At 44.9% G+C, this 15,115-nt stretch carries 12 protein-coding genes; 9 read left to right on the plus strand and 3 right to left on the minus strand.

What is annotated here, in order from left to right; translation table 11 throughout:
- The first annotated feature begins 24 nt into the window (after positions 1-24).
- The 7 genes from AV939_RS01600 to AV939_RS01630 all read left to right on the plus strand — a co-directional run bounded on the left by AV939_RS01600 (position 25) and on the right by AV939_RS01630 (position 8,380).
- Positions 25-2,097, plus strand: a complete 2,073-nt coding sequence (locus AV939_RS01600) for a chemotaxis protein CheW (RefSeq protein WP_057794527.1) — start codon at positions 25-27, stop codon at positions 2,095-2,097.
- Positions 2,094-2,597, plus strand: a complete 504-nt coding sequence (locus AV939_RS01605; RefSeq protein ID WP_057794525.1) for a chemotaxis protein CheW — start codon at positions 2,094-2,096, stop codon at positions 2,595-2,597. Before AV939_RS01600 ends, AV939_RS01605 begins: the two co-directional genes overlap by 4 nt.
- Before the next feature lie 51 nt (positions 2,598-2,648).
- Entirely contained in the window at positions 2,649-5,189 is a 2,541-nt protein-coding gene (locus tag AV939_RS01610; RefSeq protein ID WP_057794523.1) for a PAS domain S-box protein, read from the plus strand.
- A 3-nt stretch (positions 5,190-5,192) separates the two neighbouring features.
- Positions 5,193-6,023: a CheR family methyltransferase gene (locus tag AV939_RS01615; protein WP_057794521.1), complete on the plus strand. Its 831-nt coding sequence runs from the start codon at positions 5,193-5,195 to the stop codon at positions 6,021-6,023.
- A 14-nt stretch (positions 6,024-6,037) separates the two neighbouring features.
- Positions 6,038-6,670: a chemoreceptor glutamine deamidase CheD gene (gene cheD, locus AV939_RS01620; protein ID WP_057794519.1), complete on the plus strand. Its 633-nt coding sequence runs from the start codon at positions 6,038-6,040 to the stop codon at positions 6,668-6,670.
- The gene (locus tag AV939_RS01625) at positions 6,642-7,688 is read left to right on the plus strand and encodes a protein-glutamate methylesterase/protein-glutamine glutaminase (protein WP_057794518.1); all 1,047 of its coding nucleotides are present in this window, start codon (positions 6,642-6,644) and stop codon (positions 7,686-7,688) included. Before cheD ends, AV939_RS01625 begins: the two co-directional genes overlap by 29 nt.
- 413 nt (positions 7,689-8,101) lie before the next feature.
- Entirely contained in the window at positions 8,102-8,380 is a 279-nt protein-coding gene (locus tag AV939_RS01630) for a hypothetical protein (protein ID WP_057794516.1), read from the plus strand.
- A gap of 31 nt (positions 8,381-8,411) precedes the next feature.
- Here AV939_RS01630 and AV939_RS01635 read toward each other — a convergent pair whose 3' ends face one another.
- The 3 genes from AV939_RS01635 to AV939_RS01645 form a co-directional block, all read right to left on the minus strand.
- Positions 8,412-9,092 carry a haloacid dehalogenase type II gene (locus AV939_RS01635; protein WP_057794514.1) on the minus strand — a complete coding sequence of 227 codons (681 nt, stop codon included), beginning with the start codon at positions 9,090-9,092 and terminating at the stop codon, positions 8,412-8,414.
- A gap of 17 nt (positions 9,093-9,109) precedes the next feature.
- The gene (gene htpX, locus AV939_RS01640) at positions 9,110-9,994 is read right to left on the minus strand and encodes a protease HtpX (protein ID WP_057794512.1); all 885 of its coding nucleotides are present in this window, start codon (positions 9,992-9,994) and stop codon (positions 9,110-9,112) included.
- Positions 9,995-10,168: 174 nt separating this feature from the next.
- Complete coding sequence (locus AV939_RS01645; RefSeq protein ID WP_057796424.1) at positions 10,169-12,430, minus strand: TonB-dependent receptor; 2,262 nt, start codon at positions 12,428-12,430, stop codon at positions 10,169-10,171.
- A 311-nt stretch (positions 12,431-12,741) separates the two neighbouring features.
- Between AV939_RS01645 and AV939_RS01655 the strand changes: the two genes are divergently transcribed.
- A complete protein-coding gene (locus tag AV939_RS01655; RefSeq protein ID WP_057794510.1) occupies positions 12,742-13,764 on the plus strand; it encodes a LacI family DNA-binding transcriptional regulator in 1,023 nt (340 codons plus the stop codon).
- Between the two features lie 111 nt (positions 13,765-13,875).
- Positions 13,876-15,114 carry an MFS transporter gene (locus tag AV939_RS01660; RefSeq protein WP_057794508.1) on the plus strand — a complete coding sequence of 413 codons (1,239 nt, stop codon included), beginning with the start codon at positions 13,876-13,878 and terminating at the stop codon, positions 15,112-15,114.
- Position 15,115: the final 1 nt, after the last annotated feature.

A 15,115-nucleotide genomic window follows, 5' to 3' on the forward strand; every position in this document is an offset into this window, starting at 1 on the left:
CATACCGGCCTGGAAGGATTCAGAATGAGCATCGATATTGAGCAGTTTCATGGCGTGTTTTTTGACGAGAGCGATGAGCATCTCGACGATATGGAACAACTGCTAATTAGCCTTGATGTAGACTCGCCTGACTCGGAAGAACTAAACAGTATTTTCCGCGCGGCCCATTCTATTAAAGGGGGAAGTGGCATTTTTGGCTTCAATGCCTTAATGAATCTTACCCATGTAATGGAAAACCTGTTAGATAAGGCCCGTAATCAAGAGTTATCAGTTACCACTAATATCGTTAACCTGTTACTAGAAACCCTTGATGTATTAAAAGCGACATTAGCGGCCTATCGCGATCAAGTAGATGTGCCAGAACAAGCCATTGCAGTGAGTATTACCAAGCTGGAAAGAGCGCTAACAGAAACCCAAGATACAGATACATATATTGAGGCTTCTAGCGATAGCGACGCGTTTGGCTTTTTTGAAGATGAACCTGACAGCGACGCTTTTGGCTTTTTTGATGATGAGCCTGACACCACCTTAGATATCAGCCAACAGAGCGCAACCAGTGACAACGAATTGTCGACACCAAGTGATGATGGTTTTGGATTTTTTGATGATATTCCCAACGAACAAGTGGCTAGCGCAGAAGACGACGGCTTCGGATTTTTTGATGAACCAGACGTACCTGCAATAACAACAGTAGCCAGTGACGAAAGCTTTGGTTTTTTCGACACCGCAGATATGCCCAAGCCAAGTTTAAAAGCGAATGATTCCGTACTTAAAGAATCGCCCACATCACCTGTTCCCACTAATACCATACAGAGCTCTACTGCGCCCGACGCCGCTGCAAACAAATCTACCTCGCCGCCTCCCAGTATTTCAAAGTCGCCAGCTAGGCCAGCAAAAAAATCGGGTGGGCGAGACAGTGCTTCTATTCGAGTAGACACCGGTAAAATAGATGCCATGGTCAACCTCGTTGGTGAACTTGTTATTACTCAATCCATGTTGTCCTTGATTGGGCAGGAAGTAGATGGGCAGGTAGGCGAGCGTTTGCAGGTAGCGATAGACGAATTGCAGCGCAATACCCGAGAAATCCAAGAGTCGGTAATGTCAGTAAGAATGTTACCACTGACAGCGACATTCAATCGCTTCCCTAGGCTGGTGCGTGATTTGGCTGGCAAGCTAGACAAAAAGGTCGATTTAGTCTTGCAAGGTGCCCACACAGAAATTGACAAAAGCTTGATTGAAAAGCTGGTCGACCCGTTAACACATTTGGTTAGAAACAGTATCGATCATGGCATTGAATTGCCCGAAAAGCGACGTGCTGCCGGAAAACCAGAAATGGGCACCGTGATACTAGGCGCTGAGCAAAAAGGCGGCAGTATTATCATTAGCATTATCGATGATGGCGGCGGGTTGAATAGAGCCCGTATTTTAGATAAAGCACACGCCAACGGATTAGCCGTTAGCGATGACATGCCAGACAGTGAAGTGTGGCAGCTTATCTTTCAAGCTGGTTTTTCTACCGCCGAAGCGGTAACCGATGTGTCTGGCCGTGGTGTGGGCATGGATGTGGTAAGGCGGAATATTGAAGCCATTGGTGGGCGCATAGAAATAGAGTCTTCATTAGGAGAGGGATCGGGCTTCTTTATACATTTACCACTCACTCTCGCTATTGTTGATGGCATGTGCGTGACTGTGGGAAATCAGATTTTTGTTATCCCTTTGCTCAACATTGTGGAGTCTTTTCAGCCCACAGCCAGTCAGCTTAAAACCTTGGGCAACGATACGGTACTTTATATTCGCGACCAATACTGGCCCCTTGTGCCTCTTCACGATTATATGGACGTAGAAAACGCCAACCGAAAACCCACCGAAGCCATTGTGGTGCTACTCGAAAGCAGTAAGAAGCGTTTCGGGGTGCTGGTAGACGCCTTAGTTGGCCAACAGCAAGTGGTAATCAAAAGCTTAGAAGATCACTACCGAAAAGTAGCTGGAATTGCAGGCGCTACCATCATGGGCGACGGAAAAGTTGCACTCATTATTGATGCCGACTCTATCGCAACTACTTATACCTCAAGTCAATTAGAGGACATGCTCGCATGAGTGATACCGCATTACATCAAGCAGTTATCGGGGGCGATGACAAAGAATATCTGAGTTTCGTACTCGCCGATGAGCACTACGCTTTAGATATCAAAACCGTGAAAGAAATTCGTGGCTACGAGCAAGTCACTAAAATTGCTAACGCGCCAGCCTTTATTAAAGGGGTTATTAATTTACGAGGGGACATTGTGCCAATTGTAGATCTACGCCTTAAATTCAATGTTGGCGAGGCCACTTACACCGAATTTACCATCGTGATTATGCTTAATATTCAAGATCGCATTGTGGGCATTGTAGTAGATGGCGTATCGGACGTTATTCGTTTAATGGAAGACCAAATTCTAGCACCACCTGAATTTGGTGTGGCTTTTGACAGCCGTTACTTGCACGGGTTAGCAGATGTAGATGGTCAGATGGTTATTCTGGTGAATATTGAAAGCCTTATCACCAGCGAAGAAATGGGCTTAGTTGCTCCCGAAAGCGTTAACGAAGACGCGTAACAACTAAGACTGCAACGGTAAAAAATTTCGCAAATTTAGGATGAACTGGTTATGGGCGTGTTTAACTTTCTCAACAATGATGAGCTTAAAGCTGCACAGCACGAGGCGCAGCTAAAAACGCAGATCCTCGATGCAAGCACCGCAAGCATTATGGTAATTGATGGCGCGGGTAATATTGTATATCACAACCCTGCTTTTTTAACGTTGGCGCAGCAATATCCTGATGATTTTACGGTATCCACTCACGGTGGTCATGCTTCTTTGAAAGGGCAGAATTTATCGACGATCGTAAAGGGAAATACCCAACTGCTGAACGACATTTTGCAGTGCCGTGAAGCCAGCCTCTATGCGCAAATGGCCGAGACCGTGTTTACTCTTAATATTACCGCCCTTAGTGCGTCAAGCTCAGATCCCGCGCAATATGTTGTGCAATGGAATGACAGCGAACAAGAAGATCAGCGCGCCGGTATGGTTAATGCCATTAACCGAAGCCAAGCGGTTATTCTTTTTACTCCCGACGGTAATATTGTTAAAGCGAATGAAAACTTTCTATCTGCCATGGGGTACTCAGAGAGCGAAGTTGAAGGTAAGCATCACAGTTTGTTTGTTACTCGCGAGTACGCCGGTAGCCAAGAATACAAAGATTTTTGGTCAGTATTACGAAGCGGTGAAGCACACAGCGGTGAGTTTTGCCGAGTAAATAACAAAGGCGAAGACGTTTGGATTCAAGCTTCTTACAACCCTATTTTTGATCATAGTGGCAAGGTTACCGCTATCGTGAAATTTGCTATCGATATCACCGATGAGAAAAAGCAAAACGCCGATTATGAAGGGCAAATTAATGCCATTAGCAAGTCGCAAGCTGTTATCGAGTTCGACCTACAAGGCAATATTCTTACCGCGAATGATAATTTTCTCAGTGTGATGGGGTATTCCTTAGAGGAAGTAAAAGGTAAGCATCATAGTACGTTTGTGGAAAAGGAAGTAAAGCTTAGCCCCGAATACGCTGCATTTTGGAGAGATTTGCAAGCAGGTAACTATCGAACAGGTGAATTCAAAAGGTTAGGTAAGGGGGGCAGTGAAATTTGGATCCAAGCTTCTTACAACCCTATTTTAGACAGCAACGGGCAACCTTTTAAGGTGGTTAAATTCGCCACTGATATTACCGCTGAAAAAGCTAAGAATGCATACTTCGAAGGCCAGCTAACCGCCATTAGTAAGTCACAAGCGGTTATCGAATTTGATTTAGATGGCGTGATTTTAGATGCCAACAGTAATTTCTTATCGGCACTTGGTTATACCCTAGATGAAGTGAAAGGAAAACATCACAGCATATTCGTAGAGGCTGCTTTTAAAAATAGCCCAGAATACGCGGCGTTTTGGGAGCAATTACGCAAAGGGGTTTACGCCAGTGGCGAGTACAAGCGTATTAGTAAATTAGGCAATGCGGTCTATATTCAGGCTTCGTACAATCCCATACTTGATCAAAATGGCAAACCCTTTAGGGTGGTGAAGTACGCCACCGATATTACGGGGCGCACGGTAGCGGTAGACAGCATTAAAACCGTGATGTCTAAGCTTACTGAAGGCGATTTACTGCATAACATTGAAGAGCCACTAGATGGCGACTTCAAAGTACTTGGTGAGTCAATCAATCAGTTTGTAGATGAACTACGCGACACCATCATTAAAATTCACGATGCGGTGGAAACTATTGATACCGCCTCTAATGAAATTGCCACAGGAAACGCTGACCTATCAAGTAGAACCGAGCAGCAAGCGTCTAGCCTAGAGGAAACCGCATCGGCTATGGAAGAGCTCACAGGGACGGTAAAACTGAATGCGGAAAACGCTGACCAAGCGAAAGGCTTGGCCAGTCAGGCCTCAGATGTAGCATCAGAGGGCGGAAAGGTGATTGAAAAAGTGGTTCATACCATGGGAGAAATCAACGATTCGGCCCAGCGCATTTCTGACATTATTGGTGTTATTGATGGCATTGCATTTCAAACCAACATACTTGCCCTAAACGCTGCGGTAGAAGCGGCACGAGCTGGCGAGCAAGGCCGAGGGTTTGCTGTAGTGGCATCGGAAGTACGCACATTAGCCCAGCGCTCAGCTGAAGCGGCTAAAGATATTAAAGGGCTTATTTCAACCTCGGTAGAGAAGATTACCAATGGCAATGTGTTGGTGAATAAGTCTGGTGAAACCATGGCCGATATCGTCACAGCAATTAAGCGGGTGAACGACATTATGTCAGAAATTGCTGCGGCGAGTTCTGAGCAAGCCACCGGTATTCAAGAAGTGAACAATGCCGTGGTGCAAATGGATGAAATGACCCAGCAAAATGCAGCGCTTGTAGAAGAAGCGGCAGCCGCTGCAGACAGTATGAGGCAGCAATCTGGACAGCTAGCCCAGCGGGTCGCTGTATTTAAAGTGGGGCAGCAAAATTTTAGTTCAGCCTCTGCGTCATCGAATAGCATGACATCGTTTCCTACGTCTGCGCCAAGAGCGATATCTGGGCCTGGGCCTTCTAAGCCAAGAGTAGCGTTAAATCCAACGTCTCCAGATGAAGCAGAATGGGAGGCCTTTTAGTGTATGACGGAGTTACACGAGGTAGTGGCGCAAAGGGAATTTGCCTACAGTCGGCGGGACTTCGATAAAGTTAGGCGGCTACTGTTTGAGCGTGCCGGTATTCGCCTAGCCGATTCTAAAGATGCCATGGTGTATAGCCGCTTAGCGCGGCGCTTGCGCATATTAAAATTAACCCGTTTCAAAGACTACTTGGCAGTAGTGGCCGACAACCACCAAGAACAAGAGCATTTTGTTAACGCGCTAACGACCAACTTAACCTCCTTCTTTAGAGAGCCTCATCATTTTGAGGCGCTTTCAACGTACTTAAAGCAGCACCCTAATACCAAACGGATTTGGTGTTCGGCCAGCAGTACGGGGGAAGAGCCTTATTCCATTGCCATGACGGTGGCATCGGTATATGGCACCTTTACTCCCCCTGTGTCTATTGTTGCCACTGATATCGACAGCCGCGTGTTACAAAAAGCCGCCGCAGGAATTTATAGTGCAAGCGGCATTGAACAATTACCTCCTCACTATCGCCAACAGTTTTTCTATAAAGGCAAAGGCGCGCAGCTAGGAAAAGTGCGTGTAGCCGATGAGCTTAGGCGTATGGTGCAATTTGCAACCCTAAACCTGATGTCTCCTACTTGGGACATTGAAAGCCCAATAGATATTATTTTTTGTCGAAACGTCATGATCTACTTCGATCGAGACACCCAGCGTAAAATTCTATCCCGCATGGTTAAGTTAATGAAACCTGGGGGAATGTATGTAGCTGGTCATTCTGAAAACTTCACTATGTACCCTGAGTTGGTACGGCCAATGGGTAAAACTATTTATCGGCCAGCAAATTAAAAGGGGTTAGCAGTATGAGCCAAGATGAACAACCTATTAGTTACTTCGACAACCGATTTCGAAAAGAAGCCGTTAAATTATTACCCGGGCAGTACGTTGCCACTGCTTCTAATAAAGTGTTGGTTACTATTTTAGGGTCTTGTGTTGCCGCATGTATTTACGACCCAGAAAAGAAAATTGGCGGCATGAACCATTTTATGTTGCCTGAATTAAATTTAGCCAGTGAGCTAGACAGCAACCTTGCATCTAAATACGGCGTGCATGCTATGGATATGCTTATTGAAAAGCTCATCACGCTTGGGGCACGAAAGGAAAAGCTGGTAGCTAAAGCTTTCGGCGGAGGCAAAGTACTCGCGGGGTTCGTGCAACAAGATATTGGAAGAATTAACGCGGAGTTTGTAGTTAACTATTTAACTAGGGAAAACATCCCACTATTAAATAGCGACTTAATGTCAGACTACGCCCGCAAAATATACTTTCTACCCGATGAAGGTAATGTGTATATGAAGCGAATTAGGAACTTCAACAATGCCAGTTTGTATGAGCGTGAATCTAGCCACCGAACGCTGCTATCTCAGCAAGCCAACCCCGATGATTTCTCGCTAACGGAGCCTGACAATGCCCATCAAAGTTCTCGTGGTAGATGACTCTGCACTTATCAGGCAGTTGTTATCTGAAATTATTAATAATGAAGCTGACATGCTTTTGGTTGGAGCGGCACCCGATGCGTTTGTAGCAAAGAAAATGGTACAAGAGTTTAAGCCTAATGTGATCACCCTTGATATTGAAATGCCCAAGGTGGATGGCTTACGGTTTTTAGAAGTCATGATGAAAGCGTGCCCTACACCGGTGGTTATGGTGTCTACGTTAACCGAAAAGGGGGCAGATGCTACACTTCGTTCGTTAGAACTAGGCGCAGTAGATTTTGTACCAAAACCTAAGCTAGGTGTGGCGCAAGGTATGGAAGAGTATCGCTCGGTAATAACGGAAAAAATTAGAATGGCGGCACACTCCACATTAAGTGCACCTACCCAATCACGCGCGTCACAACATGCCGCTATGCGCTATACCGGCAGCGAAAAGGTAATAGGAATAGGGGCGTCTACTGGTGGCACAGAAGCAATTAAGGATGTACTCATGCATTTCCCTAGAAATGCACCTGCCACGGTTATTACCCAGCACATGCCACCGGGCTTTACCACAACCTACGCCCGTAGGTTAAACAGCTTGTGTGAAATAGAGGTAAGTGAAGCAAAAGGCGGAGAGCGTTTGTTACCAGGGCATGCCTATTTAGCACCGGGTGATAAACATCTAGTTGTTGAGCGTAGCGGCGCAGATTATCGAATTGCCTTGTCTGATGGACCAAGAGAATCAGGGCATAAACCTTCTGTAGACGTACTTTTTAATTCATTAGCGACCAATGCTGGCGCAAATGCTGTAGGTGTTTTGCTAACAGGGATGGGGCGCGATGGTGCGAACGGTTTACTGCAAATGAAACAACAAGGAGCTACTACGTTCTGCCAAGATGAAAAAAGCTGTGTTGTGTTTGGAATGCCCAAGGTGGCAATAGAATTAAATGCGGCTACCTACGTTACGCCGCTAGCTTCGCTAGCAGATGCTATACTCGATACATTAGAGTCGATTGGTGTAGGAACACGGCTTTAAGTAGATTTTGTTTAATCTATGTTGTCGCTAAGTTTTCCACTTAGCTTGTTAGCTGATTTATTTGATGTTTTAATAAAGCGGATCTGTTGTCACGATAACATTGCTGTTACAGAAAGCTGTTACTGTAACCTCAACTACGGAAGGGTTCTCGTGAATTCTAACAATGGGTCGATAACAATATAAGAAACATTAGCAACGCCCCTAAAAATCATGAGCAATACGAATACATGACGGGGAAATAAATGGCATGGGACGTTACGGCATACCTGAATTTATTATCATTAGGTATAATTTCTAACACCTAAAAATAAGATCATAATTGCTATAGTTTCAACACAAATCAGGGTATCGGATAGCCTTATCTCTATTTAAAATAAATGAGCTTGAACTATATCAGGCCATTGGGGAATCGTATGAAACAGCAAGCTCTAATCGCATCAGTCGCAATGGTAATATCATCTGCAGCATTTTCTTCTGTAGCCTCAGCAAATGGCGGGTTTCAGCCAACCGCTAAAGCGTGCGTGAATGTGGGTAAAGAAATTTCACGAGTCAGTGGCGAAATGAATGCAGCGAAATCGGGTATTCAAAAGTCTTGGTTAAAGCGCCAGTTGGGTGCGCTAGAAACAAAACGTTCAAACTGTTCGACAAATGGGTTTAAAGGTAGACAATTAGTTGCTAAAACTGATAACTAAAGTCTGCTACACGTTATATATCAAGGGTGCTTTATGCGCCCTTTTTCATTTCTTGCTCAAGCTCAGTTAAATTTTCTACGTTCAAGTTGGGTTTAAGCCCTAACGGATACATCATCTTGCCAGGTCGGCTAACAAATGTGGTTTGCATACCTATAGCCTTAGCACCACTCACGTCCCAGCCATGTGCCGCTACCATCATGGCATCTTTGGGCTCAACGCCAACCTCTTTGCATGCCCAGCGATATACATCGGGGTAAGGCTTATACGTTTTAATTTGCTCTGTGCTTAGTACATGGGAAAAGTATTCTTTAATGCCAGCAAATTCCAGTTGCGCTTTTAGCCCTTCAATAGAGGAGTTAGACAGCGCCACTAAAGGCACGTTAAACGATTGAAGCTTTGCAAGTGTTGGCTTTACATCATCATGTGCAGGAAGCTTGGTAATGTGGCTTTTTATGGCATTAAGGGCTTCGTCTTCAGAAACCGTAAAGCCTTTACTGTGCGACACCATCACCAAGGCTGCCGCCCCAATGTTGATAAAGTCGTTAAACTGGTTAGACGCAATATCGACAAGAGAGTGATGTAGAAGATTCGCAAACCACAAATCGACTAAGTCTTCATTGCCGCCAAGCAATGGTGCCAAGCCATGCTTCATTTCTGCCATATCAAGCAAGGTTTCGTTAATGTCGAAAAAAAGCGCTTTAGGTGCTGTCATGGTAGTAATTCCCTTTATTATTGCGCTTTCGCGCGACGTCTGAGCACATCTATACGTTTATCTAAGGGCGGGTGGCTCATAAATAATTCTGAAAATGCTGACTTACCCGAAATACCAAAGGCCATCATGGTGCCATCTAGCTGGCTTTCACTGTTCGATTTTAAGCGTGTTAACGCCGCTATCATTTTTTGTCTACCCACTAGTTTGGCTGAGCCTGCATCGGCGCGATACTCACGCTGACGGGAAAACCACATCACAATAATGCTAGCCAAAATACCAAACAGCATTTCAAGAACAAACACAATGCCATAATAAGCAAAGCCCCCTAAGGCGCTCCCTGCGCTATTACTGCTACGGGTGGCATTCGAAATAGCACCGGCAATAACCCGTGCTAAGAAGATAACAAAGGTATTCACAACCCCTTGAATTAACGTAAGGGTAACCATGTCGCCATTGGCAATGTGTGATACTTCGTGGGCAAGCACAGCTTCCGCTTCATCTTCGCTCATACCATTTAATAAGCCACTGCTTACGGCAACTAAGGCATTGTTCTTATTCATGCCGGTTGCAAATGCGTTTATTTCAGGGGAGTCGTAAATTGCTACGTCTGGCATGCCAATACCTGCTTTTTTAGCTTGTGCTGACACCATATTAATTAACCAGCGTTCAGTGGGGGTGGTGGGGTTGTCAATCACCTGTGCCCCAGTGCTTCGTTTGGCAATCCATTTCGACATGGCTAAAGAGATAAGCGCCCCGCCAAAACCAAAAACAGCAGAGAAAACCAATAAACCTGTGATGCTGCGGTTATCAATACCAAAGGCAGCAAACACAATATTCAGCACAACACCTAGCACTAATACTACGGCTAAGTTGGTAACAAGGAATAAGAAAACCCGTTTCATATAATGTCTCTATCTTGAGGTAAAAGGCTAAGGTAAAAGTTTAGGTGTTACATAAACTGAAACAAACCGATAGCTATATTATGGTGGCGAAATATTGCGCTTCAAAGAGGGGGCAATAAAAAAAGCCGATGATAAGTATCATCGGCTTTGGTTTAGTAGCTTATAGCCTGTTAATTAAAAGAACAGGTATGACACGCTAAGCTTCATGCTTCTTGGCATGATGTAGCGCCCGTTAGGTGAATCAGGGTTTCTAGGATCGCCTTCGGTAATACCTTGTTCGTCTGTTAGGTTATCTATAGACAGTTGAACGCGAAGGGCATCGGTAGGCTCAAGTGTCATACCCACATCAACTTTTTCATATCCTTCTAACACTACTGTATTTTCGTTATCGCCAAAGCGGTCGTCTACGGCTGAAAAAGTACCGTATACTGTGGCATACATATCGCCTACGTCGAAACCATAGCTTGGGGTCATACGTACTTGCCAACCAGGCTGACGCTGGGCTTCATTACCTTCATTGGTTGCGCTTGCCGTAATTTCAGTTTCTTGAAGCGTTGCATTTACGCTAAGTGAGAAACCTGAGTCGTGGTTGTACTTTCCGTCAAACTCAATACCGTAAGCTTCGTTTGTTAAAATTTCAGCCGGTGCACCTGGAAGACGTACAAAGGTATCGCCTTTGACTTCGTTGGCAAACGCAGTGGCAAAAAACTGAATGTTGTCATTCATGTATTTATAGCCAAGCTCGCCTTGGGTAACTTCTTTAATTAAATCGTTACCGCCTGTATAAGCACCCCAGTTATCACGAAAGTCATCGAAATAAGGCATCTTGTAGCCACGGTTCATACGAACAAACACGCCGCTAAAGTCATTGAGCGCGTAGTTAGCGCCTAACGTCCACGAGGTTTTGTTTTCGTCATACTCTAATGCTTTGTTTATTACGCCATCTAAGCCTTCATCTACTGAATAGCTTACTTCATGGTTTTCACGACGAAGCCCTAAGTCGATGCTTAAGTTTTCAGTGGCGTACCAAGTGCTAGTGGCGTACAGTGCAAATGTGCTGGCATCGCCTACCGAGTTTATATCGTAGCTCCAGCCACAGCCTTCAGCACTGTTATTACAAGCTATACCGTCAAGCATTTCGCCGCCAGGCACTAATGCATAGTAAGCTTGGTTACCAATGCTCCACCAGTCTTCTGCTTTGGTGGTTGCGCTATAAATACCAAAAGAGGTATCGAAGTTGTCCCATGATTTAGATACGGCTAAGTCGTTAGTGAATGACTCAACGTCTTTCAGTACAACCCAACGGCCAATTTGTTGAATAGGGGTGTCGCCGTCGTAGGTGTTTCCAGTAACCGCACCTGTAGCGCTTTCACCATTATCAGCCACATCGGCAACGGTAACAGCAGAACCATCTGGCACTAAGCCAAAGGTGTTTGCTGCGCCTTTAGTCAGGTTGAATCGGTCAACTAAATGCCAGCCGCCACCTAATTCAAGCTTTAAGCTACCACCACTCACATGACCATCCCAGCCGCGACCATCGCCAAAGTCGAAAGACTCAGAGGTAGCATTGTCTGGACCGTAGTTGATGGTGGCTTGACGGTTTAACGGACCTATTTGCGTATAGTTTGCATCAATGCCATCTACATTAAGCGGGGTAGGTAAGTACCATGTGCCGTGATCGTCAGTTTGACGGGTATAAAGGTTCAACTCACCTTTATCGAAAATTTTGGTTAGATTTACCGTGAATTGGTTACCCTCTTCAGAGCTAAACCCAGCATCGCGAATACCATCAGAACTTTTTACGTAACCGCCTACCATGTAGTAAAGATCGTCGGCTAGTGCACCGCTAAGTACAAGATCAACCCGATTCAAACCGTAATCAGATACCGTATATTTCACGCTGGCTTCAGTATCTTCACCGCCGCGTTTTAAGCGAAAGTTTGTGGTTAAACCGGGTTGGCCGTTACTCACTACAGGGTTAGGGCCACCACGTAAGCCTTCCACCATTTCAATGGTGTCGTCTATTCTAAACATTTGAGAGTTTTCTAAGAATGACAATGTAGAGGCGGGGTAAATAGGTGAGCCTTCTAGTGCAATGGTAAGGAAAGGTGCATCGCCGCCGCCTGGAAAGCCTCGAACAAATACGTTTGCACCTGACTCACCGCCAGAGCTTTCTACCCAAACCCCTGGAATGGCTTTGAACAAATCGGCAGTAGATTTAGGCGCCAATTTTTCAATGTCACTGGCATCAATATTGGTGACAGCAAAGCTTGCATCAATTTTTCTTATTCCTGCGCCGCCTGGCGTTCCACTCACTACAATAACTTCAGTATTTTCTGCAGTAGCCTGTTTTGTTTCTTCTTGTGCAAAGGCTGTTTGGGTTAACGCTAAAGAAATTGCAGTGGCTAGCATTCCTTTTGTGAACAACGTTTTCATGGTGTGTGCTCCTGAAAATAAGTTTTGGGCGTTGTTAACCGAATGCGTGAAACAGGTTAAAAAAATGTCACTCGCTTCGGGAATGAGCAACAAAATAGATCTCTTTGCAAACGATTGCAAGGGTAAAATACAATCGATTGCAAAATATTTGTTTAAGCGTGTTAATATTTGTTTGCGAAGTAGTTTGGTATTAAGACTTAATGAATAGAAGTAATTAACTTGGGATACAGAGACTTAGAAGGCTATGCGTTGAGCATAGGCTTTTCACGTATTTCTCGGTATAGTTTGAAAAAAAGAGAGAGCTAAATAACTTGAGTTCAGAAACAAAATTAACGTTAGCCAAGCTAGCAAAGTTAGCTGGGGTTTCTACCTCTACAGCTTCAAGAGCGCTAAAGGATAATCCGCTAATTAAGCAAGAAACACGGCTTAAAGTGCAGGCCTTGGCAAAGGAGCACAATTACAGCGTGAATGCGGCTGCTAGTAGGCTACGTACACAAAAAACTCATGTTATCGCAGTAATTTTAAACTTAATTGATCATACCGAACAAAGCACCACCGATCCGTTCTTGCTGAAACTGGTAGGGGAGTTGAACCAAGCGCTTAACGCCAAAGGCTACGAGCTGCTGCTATCAAATTCTTTTATGGCATCGGATGATTGGGCGAATTACTTTATTCACAGTCAGCGCGCCGATGGAATGATTGTAATTGGGCAGGGGAAGTCGACTAAGAAAATTGACCGTGCCGCCGAAGCCGGTGTTCCAATTGTTGTGTGGGGCGACCCTAAAAGTGAAGCTAACTATCCTATTGTTGGCGGAGATAATTACCAAGGTGGATTCGACGCCACCACGCACCTGCTACAAAAGGGCGCCAAGCGTGTGTTGTTTTTAGGTGATGCAGAGCACGCCGAGATGCAAGAGCGTTATAAGGGCTATTTGCAAGCGCATCAAAATGCCAATATTTCAGTGAGCAGCGATTGTACCTGCACTATCGATATAACGTCTAAAGCGGCCTACGAGTATATAAATCAAAGAGTAAAAGCGAACGGCTTAGATTTCGACGGTATCGTGTGTTCAAGCGACATGGTAGCGCTTGGCGCACTTAAAGCGTTGAAAGAGCGCTACGTTGGTATTCCAAGCGATGTGGGTATTGTCGGCTACGACGATATTTCGCTAGCTGAACTTATGCATCCGGCGCTAACAACCATACGCCAAAACACCCAGCAAGCCGCATCAGCTATGGTAGAGCAATTGCTTCGCCAGTTTGAAGGCCTACAAACAGCAAGTTACGTAGTAGATACCCAACTTGTGGTTCGCCGTTCAAGTAAACACGATTAATGTACTTAAATGTGGTTTGGTAAGAGAAAATAAAAGGTAAATGCAAACGTTTGCATTTTTATTTTTATCCGTCTACACTCCGGCTTAATTAAGTTAACAGAGTGTTTACACATGTCCCGATTGTTGATTATCGCTGCAATAGCCGTTAGCTATTATGTGTTTGCCATACTGCTAAACAGTGTGGGTACGGTTATTTTGCAATCGATAAACAGTTTCGATGTGTCGAAACCAGAAGCCAGCACCCTCGAAGGATTTAAAGACTTATCCATTGCGTTGGTATCTTTTCTTGTTGCGAGTTTCATTCCCCGCATTGGCTACAAAGTATCAATGCTATTCGGCCTTATTCTGGTGGCTGCACTTTGCGCTATTACGCCTAATGTTGGCAGCTTCTGGGTTATAAAACTCTTATTCGCGGGCATAGGCACAGCCTTTGCGTTAGTAAAAGTGTCGGTATACGCCATTATTGGCCAACTCTCTTCTAGCACCAAAACGCATAGCTCGCTGATGAATACCATTGAAGGTATTTTCATGTTGGGTGTACTTTCTGGCTATTGGGTGTTTGCTGCCTTTATCGACCCCACAAATGAAGCATCTCTTTCGTGGATGAATGTGTATTACTTAATTGCCGCTCTAGTTGCCGTAACGATTTTATTGGTGCTAGCCGCGCCCATTCAAAAACCAGAGGTAAACAAGGAAGTAGGGGTAGGTACAGCGTTTATCGATATGCTTAAACTTGCCTATAAACCTTTAGTGCTCATCTTTATTATTTCAGTGTTTCTCTACGTTCTGATTGAGCAGGGGATAGGCTCTTGGTTGCCAACGTTCAACCGAGAAGTATTGGGTTTACCTACCCAAGTGAGTATTCAAATTACCAGTATTTTCGCCGTAGCACTTGCTGTTGGCCGCCTATTAGCCGGAGTGGTGCTAGCAAGAGTAAGTTGGTATCCCTTCATGAACGCCTGTTTAGTGGGGATGGCCGCCGTCATGCTATTAAGCTTGCCTTTAGCTGAAAAGGTAGATGAGAACCTTATTGCTAGCTGGGTAGATGCACCAATAGCGGCGTACCTTATTCCGCTCATTGGGTTAATGATGGCACCCATTTACCCTGTTATTAATTCTGTAATGTTAAGTGCATTGCCCAAAGTACAACACGCCCCTATGACAGGCCTAATCGTGGTGTTCTCTGCCCTTGGCGGTACCACTGGCTCTATTATTACCGGCTATGTATTTGAAGCAATGGGCGGGCAGCAAGCGTTCTATTTATCGCTTATTCCCATAGGTGCATTGCTTGCTACCCTGTTCTTTTTTAAACGAGCAACATCTTCAATAGTGTTAAAGGATACCGCGTAAT

Origin of the sequence: Alteromonas sp. Mac1, assembly GCF_001562125.1 — a bacterium.
Taxonomy (GTDB): domain Bacteria; phylum Pseudomonadota; class Gammaproteobacteria; order Enterobacterales; family Alteromonadaceae; genus Alteromonas; species Alteromonas stellipolaris.

Excerpts from the sequence above, each read along its gene's own strand:
- AV939_RS01600 (WP_057794527.1), top strand. The coding sequence starts at position 25 with ATGAGCATCGATATTGAGCAGTTTCATGGCGTGTTTTTTGACGAGAGC.
- AV939_RS01605 (WP_057794525.1), top strand. The coding sequence starts at position 2,094 with ATGAGTGATACCGCATTACATCAAGCAGTTATCGGGGGCGATGACAAA.
- AV939_RS01610 (WP_057794523.1), top strand. The coding sequence starts at position 2,649 with ATGGGCGTGTTTAACTTTCTCAACAATGATGAGCTTAAAGCTGCACAG.
- AV939_RS01615 (WP_057794521.1), top strand. The coding sequence starts at position 5,193 with ATGACGGAGTTACACGAGGTAGTGGCGCAAAGGGAATTTGCCTACAGT.
- cheD (WP_057794519.1), top strand. The coding sequence starts at position 6,038 with ATGAGCCAAGATGAACAACCTATTAGTTACTTCGACAACCGATTTCGA.
- AV939_RS01625 (WP_057794518.1), top strand. The coding sequence starts at position 6,642 with ATGCCCATCAAAGTTCTCGTGGTAGATGACTCTGCACTTATCAGGCAG.
- AV939_RS01630 (WP_057794516.1), top strand. The coding sequence starts at position 8,102 with ATGAAACAGCAAGCTCTAATCGCATCAGTCGCAATGGTAATATCATCT.
- AV939_RS01635 (WP_057794514.1), bottom strand. The coding sequence starts at position 9,092 with ATGACAGCACCTAAAGCGCTTTTTTTCGACATTAACGAAACCTTGCTT.
- htpX (WP_057794512.1), bottom strand. The coding sequence starts at position 9,994 with ATGAAACGGGTTTTCTTATTCCTTGTTACCAACTTAGCCGTAGTATTA.
- AV939_RS01645 (WP_057796424.1), bottom strand. The coding sequence starts at position 12,430 with ATGAAAACGTTGTTCACAAAAGGAATGCTAGCCACTGCAATTTCTTTA.
- AV939_RS01660 (WP_057794508.1), top strand. The coding sequence starts at position 13,876 with ATGTCCCGATTGTTGATTATCGCTGCAATAGCCGTTAGCTATTATGTG.